The sequence below is a fragment of the Xenorhabdus stockiae genome, from assembly GCF_002632825.1.
GTDB lineage: Bacteria > Pseudomonadota > Gammaproteobacteria > Enterobacterales > Enterobacteriaceae > Xenorhabdus > Xenorhabdus stockiae.
Map to the genome: position 1 here is coordinate 27,318 of NZ_NJAJ01000021.1, position 15,480 is coordinate 42,797.

The window sequence follows — 15,480 nt, forward strand, 5'->3', positions numbered from 1 at the left end:
AGGTGTGGGTTAGTTTTGAAAGTAAAACCTTCCCCTGCCTTCGGGCAGGGTTTTTTTAAGGAGAAAAAACAGATATGAGCGGACACCCTGAAAACCTCATTATCCGGGCGGGAGGCAGCCCGCTGAACCTGCCGGAATTTGCCGTTATCCGTGATGAAATCAACAAAACCAGTCACCCATCACAACCTGAAGTCAACTGGATGCTGGTGGAATCACTGTCATTGACCCTGTTCAAAACCAACGGCGTCGATTTACAGACAGCGATTTATTACACCTTAGCCCGAATGCACTTGAACGGTCTGGCTGGGTTTACTGAAGGCTGTGAACTGTTGGCAGGAGTTATCGTCAGTGAATGGGATGCCTTGTGGCCGTCACAACCACAGGTACGCACTGATTTGCTGGAATGGTTCCACACCCGGACGGGGAGTATCCTGCGCCAGCTGGATTTTGCCGCCAGCGATCTACGGATGATTTACCGCGCGGAGCGGGCACTTCAGCTCATCATTGATCAGCTACAACAATCTGATTTGAAACGTTTGCCGAGAGTAGAGAACCTGCTGTGGTTCTTCCAGAATGCAGCGAAAAAACTGGAGAAGCCGCGTCAGGCTGCGAAACCTGCACAACAGCCGGTGAAAATGCCGCCGCTGGTTTACCTGTCTAAATCTGAATCTGAGCCGGAAACGCCACCACCTTCCCCGCCACCACAGCCGCAACCTGAAATTGCACCGGACGAAAGCCAGCAACGGGTCAGAGTACAGTTTCCAGAACAGCCACAACGTGGACTGACCGCATGGCAGGGCTTTGGAATTGGGGCATTTCTGGGATTGTTGGTGCTGGTAGGGAGCTGGCTGTTACTTTATAAGCCGCTGCAACAGCAACTGAACGCCATAACAGAACAGCCCGCAGGTTCACGGCTGGCATGGCTGTATCAGCCGACACTGGCAAACTACGCATCCCAGCTTGAGCGCTTGGCAGAAACATCTCCACTGGCAACATGGGATGCTGCACGAACACTGACCGCAACAGCAGAAAAACAGTGGCCACAATTAGCGGAACAAGTTAACGCTACCCGTAACTGGCAACAGCAGATGACCATCCGCATCGATAGCGTACCGTTAAAAGGCAGTTGGTACAGCACTCGCGATCAACTCCAGCAGCTGGCAGACAAAATTCTGTTGCAGGAACGCACGCGTGGCAGCTTCACCCTTTCTTACCTCAAAACCGCCATTTATGACATTCAGCGCAACCACGGCAGCGAAATTCCGCTGGAAGAGTTGCTGCGCCAACTGAATGTTCATGCGGAAAAAGGCGAAGCTGTTTCTCCTGTACTGATGAAAGAAATTGATGACCGTTTTAACGCGCTGCTCGGCCGTTATGACCGCCTGCGTCATGTAACTGAACAGCGTGACCGTGCCACCAAACATACAAACATGTAAGTGGCGAACAATCAGGGAGACATACCATGTCAATTAAGAAGAGCATAGCTAAATTGCAGAAAGGACAGGCCCTTGTGCAAAAGGGGCAACAGGCCGCTCAAATGGCCAAGCAAGCTGCGGGCATGTTGGGGGGGAGCGGACAAAGTAGTGGTCAGGCTCTTCCGCATACTCAGGGAATTACCGGCGGACAGGGAACATCAGGTGGTCAGGGATTAGCGAAGCAGGCAGCAAGTGGTCATAACGCAGCGGCTAAAGCCTTGCAACAAGCCAGCGCATTACTGGGCGGCGGAGGCAGTAACCCCAGTGGCCTGCAATTTACGTTAACCGCCGGAGGCTTACCGCCGCAGACTTTTGTTGTCACCGATTTCGCACTGAATGAAAGTTTTTCCCAGCCATTCACCCTGAGTGTCGGGCTGGCGAGTGCCGATCCTGCTATCGACTTTCCGACCGTTCTGGATCGCACCGCCACGCTGACCATTTTGCAGGATGGCGTTGAGCAGCGCAGTATCACAGGGATCGTTTCCCGCTTTGAGCAGGGTGATACCGGGTTGCACCAGACCACTTATCAGATGAGCATCCGCCCTGACTTGTGGCGCACGACCCTGAGACAGAACTCGCGCATTTTCCAGCAGTTGGATATTCAGGCGATTATCACCACCATCCTGAAAGAGCACGGTATCCGTGATGTCATATTCAGCCTGCGTCACCCTCACCCTGAGCGCGAATTCTGTGTGCAGTATCAGGAAAGTGACTTTAATTTCCTACAACGCCTAACCGCAGAAGAGGGAATTTTCTACTTCTTCGAGTGCGGTAATGGCCGTAATACGCTGGTCTTTGCCGATGATGCCGGTTCTGTACCGCCGGGCATCGTCCTTCCTTACCAGCCCGGTGAAGTCAGCACCATTGGAGAACCAGCCATCAGCAGCCTGACATGCAGCGCACAGGTACGACCGGCACAGGTGCAACTGAAAGACTACACCTTCAAAAACCCGGCATGGCCCGCTGAATTCCGGGCAGAGATGAAGGAAGACACCTTACAGGAGATGTATTACGAGCATTATGACTATCCCGGTCGTTTTAAAGATGAAACACACGGTGAAGCCTTTACCCGCTACCGCCTTGAAGCTCTGCGTAACGATGCCGTGATGGGACAGGGCAGTGGCAACGCTATCGCCATCCAACCGGGCCGTTTATTCACTCTGTATAACCACCCGCGCCCTGACCTTAACCAACCGTGGCAAGTCGTGGGGGCGAGCCATTCAGGCAGCCAGCCGCAAGCACGGGAAACCGCAAGTGGTGATACGGGTACAACACTGCACAGTCACTTCCACTTTATCCGCCACAATCAGAGCTGGCGTCCGACTCCATTACCGAAGCCCGTGATTGACGGCCCTCAAATTGCCAAAGTCGTCGGCCCAGCAGGAGAAGAAATTTTCTGTGACCAATACGGTCGCATTCGCCTCCAGTTCCCGTGGGATCGTTACGGACGCAGCGACGATCAAAGCTCTTGCTGGATCAGGGTGACTCAACCGTGGGCAGGACAGGGCTGGGGAATGCTGGCGATACCGCGCATCGGACAGGAAGTCGTCGTGGATTTCCTGCACGGCGATCCGGATCAGCCCATCGTCACCGGTCGTACCTATCACGCCAGCAACATCCCGCCGGGCGGCCTACCGGGCAGCAAAACCCAGATGGCATTCCGTTCCAAAACCCACAAAGGTGAAGGTTATAACGAACTGCTGTTTGAAGATGCAAAAGGCAGTGAACTGCTTTCCATGCATGCGCAGAAGGATATGAGCACGGTGGTGAAAGACAACCAGAGCTTGGTGGTGGAAAAGGGCAATAGGACGCTGACGATTCAGACGGGGGATGAACACAAAACCGTATCACAGGGTAATTTGACAGAGAAAATTAGCCAGAAACGTAGTACCGAAGCGAATGTAATACAGGTGAAAGCAGTGGCAGGTAAGGCCGGAGCTGGAACGCAACTATATGAAGCACAGGATGACATTTCCCTGAAAGTGGGTGAAGGCACAATCCAGATGACGAAAGCGAATATCAAAATTTCATTTGGTGGTTCCAGTATTGAATTGAATGCTGGGGGTGTCACGGTGCTGGGCGGCAATATTAACTTGAACAAATAAAAAACTATTTTCCTGTTGAAAACAGAAAAACAAGGATTGACCATGACCGATAAACTTGATTTGTCCCCATTCCGTTTCAATCAAGGCACCATCATGCTGCCAGCTAATTGGCAGGATGCAAGTATTCTGGTGTTGAACAGCCCTGATGAGAAGAACGGTACCAGTTTCACTATTTCTCGCGACAACTTGCCGTGGGGTTTGGCATTCAGTCAGTTTGCAGAACGGGAAATGACCGCGATTGGCAAACAACTGAAAGATTATGAGGCAATTGCTCATGAATCTGGTGAATTGAATGGGTTAGAAACCGAGACTTTCGAATTTCGCTGGCGTGCTCCAAGTGGGGCTGTGCATCAATTAATGATGTTGTTGAATACCACAAAACAGGTGTTGATTTTTACGGGCACTTGTCAGGGAGAAATGACGTCAATCCAAAAGGAGCAGATGCAGGCCATGATGGCCACTTTCCAGCTGCGCGATGAGCAGAAGGATAACAAATAACAGGGAGCGAAACATGAGTGTTTCACAGAATGTGATGATGGGTGCCGCGGCGGTACAACGACCGTATCAAACACCTGTAGCAAACAATAGTACATCGCCTGCCCAAGGAGGCAGGCCAGCTCCGATCCCTCCGCGTACAGAAAAATCAACCTCTGATAAAGCATTAGAATTCCTGCAAAGTGACACTTTTGAAATGGCAACTTTGGCAACTGGTGGGGCTTATGCTGTTGCTACCGGTGCAGCTACACCTTTTGCTGTAGGTGTGGCTGCAGGGATGGCTGGTGGTGCTGCAGGTGCCTATGTCGGCGATAAAATTGGTCATGCAATTGCTGCAGGCATGGGTATGGGCACTGTGGCGACAGAGGGAGAAAATCCAGCTCGTGAGGGAGATGCGATAGCTCACCAGAATAAAAGTGCTGGTTTGTGGGGAGCATTAGGTGGAATACTGCTGGGAGCGGTAACAGCGCTAGCAGTGGGCGCTTTGGTGGTTGCAACAGGAGGTGTTGCATTGGTTGCCGTTGCAGCCGCGGCAGCGGCTGGTGGCTTTGTGGGTGGTGCATGTGCGGGCATTGGAGCCGCTATCGGCCAGTATGGCAGTAATAAAGGCACTATTATAAAAGGATCACCCAATGTGTATTTTGAAGGGAAGCCAGTGGCCCGTATTGGGGATCCTATTGTATGTAGTGATCATCTGGGAGCGGGGGCTATTGCTGAAGGGGCAAAGACGGTATTTGCCAATGGTAAGGGAATTGCTCGTTTAGGACACCGTACTACTTGTGATGCAAATATCAACAGCGCCGCGGGCTCGATTTCCATTACTAAGGAAACGGGTGACAGACTTCCCATCATGGAGGAAAACAACAAAGCACTACAATGGGCGGTGGTTATCGCCGGTCTGATGCCATTTCCACGTAATAAGAAAGGGGTAACTAAGTCTGACAAGCCTAAGGAATCGGTGGATGCAAAAAGTTGCTCTCCTTCTAAGAAAAAATGTAAAAACGATCCTGTAGATTTAACTACAGGGGACTTTCTGCAGCAAAAGCCGATGCTCTCTCTGCCCGGCACTGTGCCCCTTTCTTTGGTACGTACTTACCGTTCAACAGAAAATTTTTCCGGCCTGTTTGGTCCTAAATGGGCAGATGGGTGGTCACGGCATCTTTTACTTGACGGTGATGCTACCTACTTCACTGACGATGATGGGGTTATTTACACATTTCATACCCCAGTGACGGAAAAGAAGGTATTTGCGGTTAACCTGAAAGCTGGACATTACTTATTATTCGGTGATCGTGATCATGGCTTGCATTTGTTTGATCGTAGCAGCCAACTTACCCTGAGTTTTGAGCAAAAAGATGGGGTTTATCAACGAATTTCTGCAATAAGTGACCGCAATGGTAATCGTATCTTTTTTCATTATGAGGATCCCTTCGATGAGGGAGTTTTACGGTTATCACAGATAACGCATTCAGATGGCTACCGATTACTGCTTGGTTACGATCAAAAGAATCTGACCACAATTGAATATATCACGGATGAGCTTCGCCAGCGGCTGGTGACCTGCCACTATGATGTCCGAGGATATTTAGTGGAATGTGAAACCTTCCAGTTTTATCACCTTTGGCATGAGTATAACGATTACGGTCAAATGACCCGCTGGAGAAGCAATAGTGGGTCTGATGCCTCTATTGACTATGATACTTATGGGCGTGTAGTAGCTGTGAGTACGCCGCAGGGTTACTGGAATGCCCAGTTTCAGTATGACGATGCAGAGCGTGTTACCACCTATCTGGATCCTGAAGGAGGGTGTACCCGCTATTGGTATGACGAAGATGGTAATGTGGTACGCAGCATTGATCCTTTGGGGCGGGAAACCTTGATGGAGTGGGATTTGCGCAATATGGTGTCGGAAACTGACCCATTGGGGCGCAGGACCTGCTTTGAATATAGCTCCTATGGGGAGCTTACTAAGCTGATTCAGCCTTCTGGTGAAACATTCACCTATAATTATGATGAATACGGTCAGTTATTACAGGCCAAATTGCCCGATGGTCAGAGCTGGAGTTTTCATTACAATGATGCAGGTGAACCTGATTCTGTCACTGATCCTTTGGGACGGCGGGAGGAATATCGTTATAACCAACATGGTGAATTACTCCGTAAGATACTGCCTGATGGGACTGAGTGGCGCTATGAGTATGAGCAGCATCGGTTGTATCAGGTGTTGTCGCCGACGGGCTATACAACTTGTTATGATCAGGATGGATTAGGTCGTCTGCGTAGTATGACGGATTCACTGGGGCAGAAAACACATTACCAGCACAGTGCTTTCCATGCCAGCCTTAACGGCAGTGTTACCGAAGTTACTCAGCCGGATGGTATCAGACAGCAGATCACCTATGATCAGGCTGGACGAATTTCAGCAGTGACAGACGGCGAAGGACAAGTTACCCAATACACCTATGGTCCATTTAATCTGCTGACCAGCATGACTCGCCCAAATGGCACCACATTGAACTTTGACTATGACCGTTCGCTTCGTCTGAAAAAAGTGACGACGGCGATGGGAGAAACCTACCAATACGAATATGATTTTGCTGATCAACTTGTCCGTGAAACTGACTTTACTGGCCGGACTCTGGAATACGCTTATGATTTAGCGGGTCGTCGTACCTCAGTGCGCTATCCAAACGGCCAATTAACCCGTCTTTGTTACAACGATGATGATCAAATTCGTCGACGGGAACATTGGCAAGTAGAGGAATCCTTCTGTGAACTGCGGGTATTTATTGAATATCGCTATGACCCGATGGGACGGCTGCTCTGCGCAATATCACCGGATGCGAAAGTAGAATTCGAATATAACGAAGCTGGGCATCTGATAGGCGAACGGGTGAATGGTCGGGAGATCTCCCGTCAGTGGGATATGAAAAGTGGCTTGCCTACAGCGGAAACAGTGGGTGAGCATACACTGAACTTCAGTTATAACCGAGCGAGTCAACTTACTCGTTTCCAGTTTAGTCAGCATGATCCACTGATTCTGAACTATGATCCATTCGGTCGTGAAACGGTACGTGAAAGTGCAAAAGGCTTCATCATGGCCAGTCGTTATACGACTACTGGGCAATTGGAACATCAGTCAGCCGGACGGGCTACGGCATTTTTCCGTGATACATTGCAACAAAATGACCCACACTTCCCACCACAGGCAACAGCAGTTAACCGTAGCTGGCAGTATGACCGTGCATTTAATGTACAGGTGATTGATGACGGTATCTGGGGGCAAACCCGTTATCGTTATAATCAAAATGATCAGGTAATTCATGCTTCTTTTGGAGGATTCCGAGCTTTTGAAGAAGAATTCCATTATGACAAACAGGGCAACCTGAGTTGCCATCTACCTAATAATGCTCAAAATGCTTTAAAGCAAGTCGAACAGCGTCAACTGGCGGGGCGAGTAGTGCATCGTGGTGATGTCACTTACCGCTATGATCTGAATGGGCGGTTAGTGGAAAAAACTGAACTTCGAGATGGTTTTCGTCCTCAAATTTGGCGATACCGTTGGGATATTCAGGATCAGCTTACCCACTGTGAAACACCAGATGGCTCCCGCTGGCAGTATAAATATGATGCTTTTGGACGACGTATCCAAAAACTTAAAGTCCACGATGGTAAACTGACAGCAGCCAATTTGCAGCGATGGTTGAATGGTAAGCCGGATCTGACACTTAAATCTGATGCTATCATCGGACACGATTTCCTGTGGAGTGGTGATCAACTGATCGAGGAAACGCCGATTTATGCAGATGGTACACCGGCCTATGATCGTAGTATCCGTTGGCTATACGCCCCGGGAGCGTTAACTCCGTGGGCTCGTTATGAGCGGGGTAAATTGCACTATACCGTCAGTGACCATCAGGGTACGGTGCGAGAGATACTGAGCGAAGAAGGCCAACTGATCTGGGCTGGTCGGCTGAGTACATGGGGTAGGCTGGATACCTGGCCAGCTGTGGCCGGAAATCATGAAGACGCTCATGTGAACTGCAACCTGCGTTTTATGGGGCAGTATGCGGATGAAGAAACGGGGTTATACTATAACCGTTTTCGGTATTATGATCATGAAACAGGGCAATACCTCACGCCTGATCCGCTTAACCTGAGCGGCGGGTTTAACCCGTACGGCTACGTGCACAATCCGGTGCGGTTCGTGGACCCGTTGGGATTATCGTCGGGGACGACCACGTTTTATCATGCGGGGCGTTTTGAGGAAGGCACGAAGATAGATCTGTCAAAAGGAACTGGTGGAAAAGATTTTGATCCGGGAGGACAAAAAGGATTTTATGTGACGGCATCGAAAGAACAGGCGCTTGATTGGGCTAAAAGAAGAGGCCTTCCAACACTGGCTACATTTGAGGTACCCAACTCGGAGTTAGCCAAATTAAATATTAAAGTCTTTGATCCTAATTCACCTGCAGATAGGAAAGAATGGTCGCAATATGTTAGAGAAGGCCGGGAAGGAACACTGGTTCATAATTATGACGGTGTTAGCGGACCTTATTTAGCCAACTCAACTCCATTTCAATACAAAGGCGCTCCACCAAAGATGAAAGGTCATCAACTAGCCCTTTATACACCTAAAGCAGTGGAATTATTTGATAAGTATTTAGTTTCAGTCAAACGTGTTGCAGGGGGAAAAATAGTCGATGAGTGTCCATAACATGATGAGTAAAAAAACATGATTGATAAAAAAAATATTATTGATGAGATTATTTTCACAGATAAAGATGATCCCAGTGACAAGGTTATTTTTAATTTTTATACCTGGGTTGAAATGTTGAAAGCGATTATTGTCAAATATGGTAATAAATCCGAAAGTGAGGCAGAACAGCTTGTTTTAAATCATCCGGCAGTTTACAGCCCTATAGACGATTATATGTCGGTTACATTACTTGGCCATGAAACTGAATATGATTGGGCGATGCTAATGGCTTATGGTCATGGATATTGGGAAAAAGGAATCCCTGCTCAAGAACCAGAAGGCTTTTATGAATGGGATGAACAGTATAGGAAAGAGCATAATTTAAAAGAATTTAGTTTTGAGTATATTACTGAGTGATAACAACGGAGAAAAGGATTAAAACGATGAAAATTCTGTTCCACTAAAACTCAGAAACAAAAAGCCAGAAGATCCTTGTGATCTTCCGGCTCTTTATCATCATCCGACCTGATAATCCCCTATCAATTCCCGCATTCGAAGCTTAATCTCACTGAGCTGATCCTGCTGCTTGATGGTGCGGGTGTCGTCAGTGTCGGGTAGTGATCCATATTTAAGAAGTCCAAATGGTGTTAAAAAGGATCAACCCCCAAAAATTGAAGGTCACCAATTGGCTCTTTATACGCCAGAAGCAGCGAAATTATTTGATGCGCATTTAGTTGCGGTTAAACGAATTGCTAATGGAAAAATAGTTGATGAGTGTCCATAACATGATTGATAAAAAAAATATTATTGATGGGATTGTTTTCGCAGATGAAGATAATCCCAATGAAAAGGTTATTTTTAATTTTTATACTTGGGTTGAAGTATTGAAAGCTATTATTGTCAAATATAGCAATAAGTCAGAAAGTGAGGCGGAGCATCTTGTTTTAAATCATCCCGCTGTTTATCTCCCCAGAAATAGTAGTAGAAGCCTTGCGACACTTAGTCACGAATCTGAGTACAAATGGGCAATGGTTATAGTTTATGGTCATGGATATTGGCAAAGAGGTATCCCAGCTTATGAACCAGAAGGTTTTGATGAATGGGAAGAGCAATATAGAAAAGACCATGGTCTAGCGGAATTTAGTTTTGATTATATTGATGAGTGATAACAGAGGGGAATGGAATTAAAACCCTGTCTCCCTAAACTCAGAAACAAAAAGCTGAAAAATCCTTGTGATCTTCCGGCTTTTTATCATCATCCGGCCTGATCATCCTCAATCAGCTCCCGCATTTTCGGCTTAATTTCACTGAGCTGGTTTTGCTGGTACTTACTGATAAGGCAGCGAAATTATTTGATACGCATTTGGTTTCAGTTCAACGAGTTGCCAATGGCAAAATAGTCGATGAGTGTCCACAACATGATTGATAAAAAAAATATTATTGATGGGATTGTTGTTACAGATGAAAATAATCCCGATAAAAAGGTTATTTTTAATCTTCATACTTGGGTTGAGATATTAAAAGCCATTATTGTCAAATATGGCAATAAATCAGAAAGTGAGGCAGAACAGCTTGTTTTAAATCATCCGGCAGTTTACAGCCCTATAGACGATTATATGTCTGTTGCATTGCTTAATCATGAGCCTGAGTATGATTGGGCAATGCTGATAGCTTATGGCCATGAATATTGGTTAAAAGGTATTCCTGCCTATGAACCAGAAGGCTTTGATGAGTGGCTAGAGCAGTATAGAAAAGAACATAATTTAAAGGAATTTAGTTTTGAGTATATTCATGAGCGATAACAGAGGGGAATGGAATTAAAACCCTGTCCCTCTAAACTCAGGAACAAAAAGCCGGAAAATCTTTGTGATCTTCCGGCTTTTTATCATCATCCGGCCTGATAATCCCCAATCAGTTCCCGCATCCGCAGCTTGATCTCACTGAGCTGGTCTTGCTGGCGCTGGCCTTGTCGTTTTGCGGCACGTATCCCACGGTGTAATAACGTTCTGTTTTGGCGGCTTTATTTACCGCCCGGTTTTGCTTAGAATGCGCTTTAGCCATCATTCAACTCCTTGTTAGTTGCTTGTGGTTAGCGTTCTGGCTGTGCTCCAACACGGACATAACGCGTTAAATATTAGCGTGTTACACGGCGCAGTGAGCTGAGTCACCTGCGCCCCGGTGATATTGACCTGGGGCGGGGCACGATGGCCGTGCAGCAGGGTAAGGGCAATAAAGACCGTGTGGTGCCCATTGGTGAGCGGGCGCTGGGCTGGTTAAACCGTTATCTGGCGCGGTCCGTCCGGCCAAGGCTGGCTGAACAGCATGACAGCGGGTATCTGTTTATCACGCAAAAGGGCAGGTCCCTCAGTCTGGGGATGCTGACCCATATCGCAGGCAGCGCTATCCGGGAACAGGCGCGGCTGGACAAACCGGGGGCATGTCACCTGTTCCGGCATTCAATGGCCACGCAGATGCTGGATAACGGCGCGGATATCCGCCATATTCAGGCGATACTGGGGCATGAGAAGCTCAACACCACCGAAATCTACACGCGGGTGGCTATCAGTCACTTAAAGAAAGTGCATCAGCAAACCCACCCGGCCGAACGCTCTGGCAACGTGCAAATGGACAATCAACAACCGGACGCCAACACCGAGCCGCCAAAGAGCCGCTAACACAGAGTAAGCGGAACACACGATATCAGACAGTAGCCCTGTTAAGTCATAACCCTGTCAACTCCACATAAGTATAATTATCTGAAGTTGACAGGGGGCTGTAGAGCGTCCGGCAGTGGACAAAAGTCCCTGAACAGGCAGACAGCCCGATAATCCCCGTTGAGCCTGCTGGGTTCAGTGCGGGGGCAGACCGTGGCCGGACTGCTCGTTAGCACCCGTGCTTGCGGGGGTACGTGGGCAATGGTCGGCCTAAGCTGTGGTGTCCCCGTTTAGTCAGTGCAGGCCGCCCAAAGCCCACTCAACATAATGTGGGGGAATTATACACCACTCACCCGGGCGGCTCCGCTGCCCGAATCCACACCGTGCAGCGGTTCGCAGCGTATAATACACATTATGTCTGGCGCCCCCGCGGGTCAGCCTCGCGGGGTGTGGCGCACAAGGCTGCGCCTTCTGCTGTCAGCACCGGAGCCAGTCCTCGACAAAAACCCGTGTTCTTCTTTAGCTGCCATGCCACCGTCCGGCCAACAACCCTGTAGGCAGGTCGGCCTGCGGCCTCCGCTGTTTTACCTCCCCCGCCCCAACCCCGCTGCACTGGCTGCGCCCGGCTCGCGGTCGCTACGCTTCTTGCTCGTTCCCGTGCTCGCCATCTCCGCCCCGTGCAGCCCCCGCAGGGGGCTTCCCTTGTAAACACGGTACGGTCATGCAAAGCCGTGCCCAATCTGAAACGCCAGTGACCCAGGGCGTCGCAGGGCGCCGCTGGCAGGCTCTATGCCGCCCGCACCCGCAGAACGGCCGCCCGCCGCCCAAACCAGTTGGGCGACGTTCGCCCGTTGCCGAAAGAGAAATCCGCCACAAAACGCCTCGGCACCATGCCCAAACCCGGGCACCGCCGCTATACTGCACCACAGGTCATGGTGGTTGCCGGGTAAAAAGGGCATCAGAGCGACAGGGCAAAAAATCCTGAAAGTGCATATCGGCGTTTTAGGTTCGCGGTGATGAGCGGAACAGGTAAAAGTGACTGCTTAATATGATGATAGTAAAGGAAAAAATCGCTTAAAAAAGTATGACTGTGCCGGAATCGTTCTCAAGATCCACTGAACCTGGGCGGCGGGTTTAACCCGTACGGCTACGTGCACAACCCGGTGCGGTTCGTGGATCCGTATGGGTTATCGTCGGGGACAACGACGTTCTATCATGCGGGCAATATCAAAGGACCAATTGATCCAAATGTGGGGCGTGATGTACTTGACTTTGATCCTAAAGGTCAAGGAGGATTTTATGTTACTACAATAAGGGAGCAGGCTGAAGATTGGTATTATAGGAAACTGAAATGGGATTCTGGTGTTTCTTTATATAAATTTGAAGTGCCAAATTCAGAATTAGCTAAATTGAATATTAAATATATTGATTTAAATACCCATAGTGGCATGCAAGAATGGTCAGATATTGTAACAAAAGGGCGTCAGGGGACGCTTATATATGACCAACCATATGATGGAGTTGATGGGCCGATGCTGGGAAATCCTAAATCAGTATTAAAAGGAAAAAAACCAAGACTTGTAGAAGGGGGAAGTCACCAATTAGCCCTTTTCTCACAACAGGGAGCAGAAATGTTTGATAGACATTTAGTTTCAGTTACTAAACTACCAGTTGATGAGTGTGAATAAAATGATTGATAGAAAAAATATTGTTGATGGGATTCTGATTGAAGATGTTAGATATCCAGATAAATATGTAATTTTCAATTTTTATACTTGGGTTGAACTTCTAAAAGGAATTATTGTTAATTACGCTAAAAAATCAGAAAATGAAGCTGAACATCTTATTATGAATGATCCTCTGATCCATATGCCGATTAATAACTTTCGAGATGTTGATTTTTTTAGTCATGAACTTGAATATCATTGGGCAATGTTGATAGCTTATGGTCCAGAATATTGGACAAAAGGTATTTCAGCTAGGCTACCAGAAGATTATATGCAGTGGGAAGAAAACTATATAAAGGAGCATAAACTAGCAGAAGATTGCTTTGTATATAGTGATGAATAGTATAGTGCATTTTATGCTCCAAGCAGGTATTACTATTTACCTGCTTTTTATATTCAATAATAATTGAAATATAAGGCCATAAAATGATTTCTAAAGAAAATATTGTCGATTGGAATTATTATCACACACGAAGATAACCCTAATAAAAAGCTTATATTTAATTTTTATTCTTGGGTTGAGGTGTTGAAAGCCATTATTATCAAATACGCTAATAAATCAGAAAGTGAGGCAGAGTATCTTGTTTTAAACCACTCTGCAGTCTGTAGCTCTATTGATGATTATATGTCCGTTGGATTACGTAGTCATGACCTTGAATACAATTGGGCGATGTTCATAGCCTATGGTCATGAATATTGGCTAAAAGGGATCCCCTCTCAGGAGCCGGAGGGTTTTGAGGAATGGGAAGAACAGTATAGAAAAAAACATAATTTGAAGGAATTTAGTTTTGAGTATATTCATGAGTGATAACAGGGATAAAGAGGATTAAAACGATTAAGACCGCAACCCCCTAAACTCAGAAACAAAAAGCCGGAAAATCTTTGTGATCTTTCGGCTCTTTATCATCATCCTACCTGATAATCCCCTATCAATTCCCGCATTCGAAGCTTAATCTCACTGAGCTGGGTGCGGGTGTCGTCAGTGTCGGGTAGCGATCCATATTTAAGAAGCCCAAATGGTGTTAAAAAGGGTCAACCTCCAAAAATTGAAGGTCACCAATTGGCCCTTTATACGCCAGAATCAGCGAAATTATTTGATGCGCATTTAGTTGCGGTTAAACGAATTGCTAATGGAAAAATAGTTGATGAGTGTCCATAACATGATTGATAAAAAAATATTATTGATGGGATTGTTTTCGCAGATGAAGATAATCCCAATGAAAAGGTTATTTTTAATTTTTATACCTGGGTTGAAATGTTGAAATGTTGAAATGTTGAAATGTTGAAATGTTGAAAGCGATTATTGTCAAATATGGTAATAAATCCGAAAGTGAGGCAGAACAGCTTGTTTTAAATCATCCCGCTGTTTATCTCCCCAGAAATAGTAGTAGAAGCCTTGCGACACTCAGTCACGAATCTGAGTACGAATGGGCAATGGCTATAGTTTATGGCCATGGATATTGGCAAAGAGGTATCCCAGCTTATGAACCAGAAGGTTTTGATGAATGGGAAGAGCAACATAGAAAAGACCATGGTCTAGCGGAATTTAGTTTTGATTATATTGATGAGTGATAACAGAGGGGAATGGAATTAAAACCCTGTCTCCCTAAACTCAGAAACAAAAAGCTGAAAAATCCTTGTGATCTTCCGGCTTTTTATCATCATCCGGCCTGATAATCTCCAATCAGCTCCCGCATGTGAAGCTTAATCTCACTGAGCTGGTCTTGCTGGCGTTCACTCTGTTTCTTGATGGTGCGGGAACCCGACGGGATTCATAGATCCACTGGGTTTATCTGGTGTTGGCATAATTGGAAGTATGGTCAGGAAAGTGAAAGGCCGTATATTCTTCATAAAAATGTTATGCAAACAGTAAATGCCCTGGGTACATTAAAAAATAGAAAAGATGCCAAAAGAGCAGTGGAGGGTTTATTCAAAGGTGAAATTCCCCCATAAGGCTATTGAACTTATAAAGTAGGAGAAAGTATGCCAGCATTATCAGAGTATTCTAATGTAACAAATACCGTATTTAATATTCTAGATAAGAAAGGATATAATATTTGGTATAACAATAAGTTAGATATGTATTGCGCCGAAAAAGATGGTTGGGATTTCATGGCGGATTCTCCTTGCGGCTTGCTTGGAATCATATCTATATATGAATTTAAAAAACCAGATAAATATCAAGAGTATTGGTGGCGAGACGAAGAAAAAGACTTATTAGAGGGGTTAAGCAATATACCACCAGAATATACATCGGTAATATATAAAAAATAAGTAATCAAGAAAAATTAATTGCAAATTAATTACCATAACCTTCCAATAGAG

15 protein-coding genes and 2 pseudogenes are annotated in these 15,480 nt (G+C 46.7%); 15 read left to right on the forward strand and 2 right to left on the reverse strand.

What is annotated here, in order from left to right; all coding sequences use genetic code 11:
* Positions 1 to 74: 74 nt before the first annotated feature.
* The 8 genes from Xsto_RS12010 (at position 75) to Xsto_RS12040 (ending at position 10,576) form a co-directional block, all read left to right on the forward strand.
* Positions 75 to 1,436 (forward strand): VasL domain-containing protein, encoded by a 1,362-nt coding sequence (locus Xsto_RS12010; RefSeq protein WP_099125199.1) that lies wholly within the window; start codon positions 75 to 77, stop codon positions 1,434 to 1,436.
* A gap of 26 nt (positions 1,437 to 1,462) precedes the next feature.
* Positions 1,463 to 3,580 (forward strand): type VI secretion system Vgr family protein, encoded by a 2,118-nt coding sequence (locus Xsto_RS12015; protein WP_099125200.1) that lies wholly within the window; start codon positions 1,463 to 1,465, stop codon positions 3,578 to 3,580.
* 42 nt (positions 3,581 to 3,622) lie between these two features.
* Positions 3,623 to 4,078 (forward strand): DcrB-related protein, encoded by a 456-nt coding sequence (locus Xsto_RS12020; protein ID WP_099125201.1) that lies wholly within the window; start codon positions 3,623 to 3,625, stop codon positions 4,076 to 4,078.
* A gap of 13 nt (positions 4,079 to 4,091) precedes the next feature.
* Positions 4,092 to 8,792 (forward strand): RHS repeat-associated core domain-containing protein, encoded by a 4,701-nt coding sequence (locus Xsto_RS12025; protein ID WP_169926637.1) that lies wholly within the window; start codon positions 4,092 to 4,094, stop codon positions 8,790 to 8,792.
* A gap of 18 nt (positions 8,793 to 8,810) precedes the next feature.
* Positions 8,811 to 9,191, forward strand: coding sequence for a hypothetical protein (locus Xsto_RS12030; RefSeq protein ID WP_099125202.1), 381 nt, complete (start codon positions 8,811 to 8,813; stop codon positions 9,189 to 9,191).
* A 190-nt stretch (positions 9,192 to 9,381) separates the two neighbouring features.
* Complete coding sequence (locus Xsto_RS21425) at positions 9,382 to 9,558, forward strand: hypothetical protein (RefSeq protein WP_169926638.1); 177 nt, start codon at positions 9,382 to 9,384, stop codon at positions 9,556 to 9,558.
* Between the two features lies 1 nt (position 9,559).
* On the forward strand, positions 9,560 to 9,940 hold the full coding sequence (locus tag Xsto_RS12035) for a hypothetical protein (RefSeq protein WP_099125232.1): 381 nt from the start codon (positions 9,560 to 9,562) through the stop codon (positions 9,938 to 9,940).
* Positions 9,941 to 10,192: 252 nt separating this feature from the next.
* Entirely contained in the window at positions 10,193 to 10,576 is a 384-nt protein-coding gene (locus Xsto_RS12040; RefSeq protein ID WP_099125203.1) for a hypothetical protein, read from the forward strand.
* A 163-nt stretch (positions 10,577 to 10,739) separates the two neighbouring features.
* Here Xsto_RS12040 and Xsto_RS22185 read toward each other — a convergent pair.
* Positions 10,740 to 10,835 (reverse strand): annotated as a pseudogene (locus tag Xsto_RS22185) (SymE family type I addiction module toxin); the annotation flags it as partial.
* Positions 10,836 to 10,930: 95 nt separating this feature from the next.
* On the opposite strand from Xsto_RS22185, the pseudogene Xsto_RS12045 reads away from it, so the two are divergent.
* A pseudogene (locus tag Xsto_RS12045) lies at positions 10,931 to 11,449 on the forward strand (tyrosine-type recombinase/integrase); the annotation flags it as partial.
* Between the two features lie 391 nt (positions 11,450 to 11,840).
* On the opposite strand, the gene Xsto_RS12055 reads toward Xsto_RS12045, so the two are convergent.
* Positions 11,841 to 12,041, reverse strand: a complete 201-nt coding sequence (locus tag Xsto_RS12055) for a hypothetical protein (protein WP_099125205.1) — start codon at positions 12,039 to 12,041, stop codon at positions 11,841 to 11,843.
* A 559-nt stretch (positions 12,042 to 12,600) separates the two neighbouring features.
* On the opposite strand from Xsto_RS12055, the gene Xsto_RS12060 reads away from it, so the two are divergent.
* The 6 genes from Xsto_RS12060 (at position 12,601) to Xsto_RS12085 (ending at position 15,429) form a co-directional block, all read left to right on the forward strand.
* Positions 12,601 to 13,116 (forward strand): DUF3990 domain-containing protein, encoded by a 516-nt coding sequence (locus Xsto_RS12060; protein ID WP_169926639.1) that lies wholly within the window; start codon positions 12,601 to 12,603, stop codon positions 13,114 to 13,116.
* Between the two features lies 1 nt (position 13,117).
* Positions 13,118 to 13,498, forward strand: a complete 381-nt coding sequence (locus Xsto_RS12065; protein WP_099125207.1) for a hypothetical protein — start codon at positions 13,118 to 13,120, stop codon at positions 13,496 to 13,498.
* A 102-nt stretch (positions 13,499 to 13,600) separates the two neighbouring features.
* Positions 13,601 to 13,963, forward strand: coding sequence for a hypothetical protein (locus tag Xsto_RS12070; protein ID WP_244590389.1), 363 nt, complete (start codon positions 13,601 to 13,603; stop codon positions 13,961 to 13,963).
* A gap of 174 nt (positions 13,964 to 14,137) precedes the next feature.
* Positions 14,138 to 14,314, forward strand: a complete 177-nt coding sequence (locus Xsto_RS21435; protein WP_169926640.1) for a hypothetical protein — start codon at positions 14,138 to 14,140, stop codon at positions 14,312 to 14,314.
* Between the two features lie 128 nt (positions 14,315 to 14,442).
* Entirely contained in the window at positions 14,443 to 14,727 is a 285-nt protein-coding gene (locus Xsto_RS12075; protein WP_244590390.1) for a hypothetical protein, read from the forward strand.
* A gap of 411 nt (positions 14,728 to 15,138) precedes the next feature.
* Positions 15,139 to 15,429, forward strand: a complete 291-nt coding sequence (locus Xsto_RS12085) for a hypothetical protein (protein WP_099125209.1) — start codon at positions 15,139 to 15,141, stop codon at positions 15,427 to 15,429.
* Positions 15,430 to 15,480 lie beyond the last annotated feature (51 nt).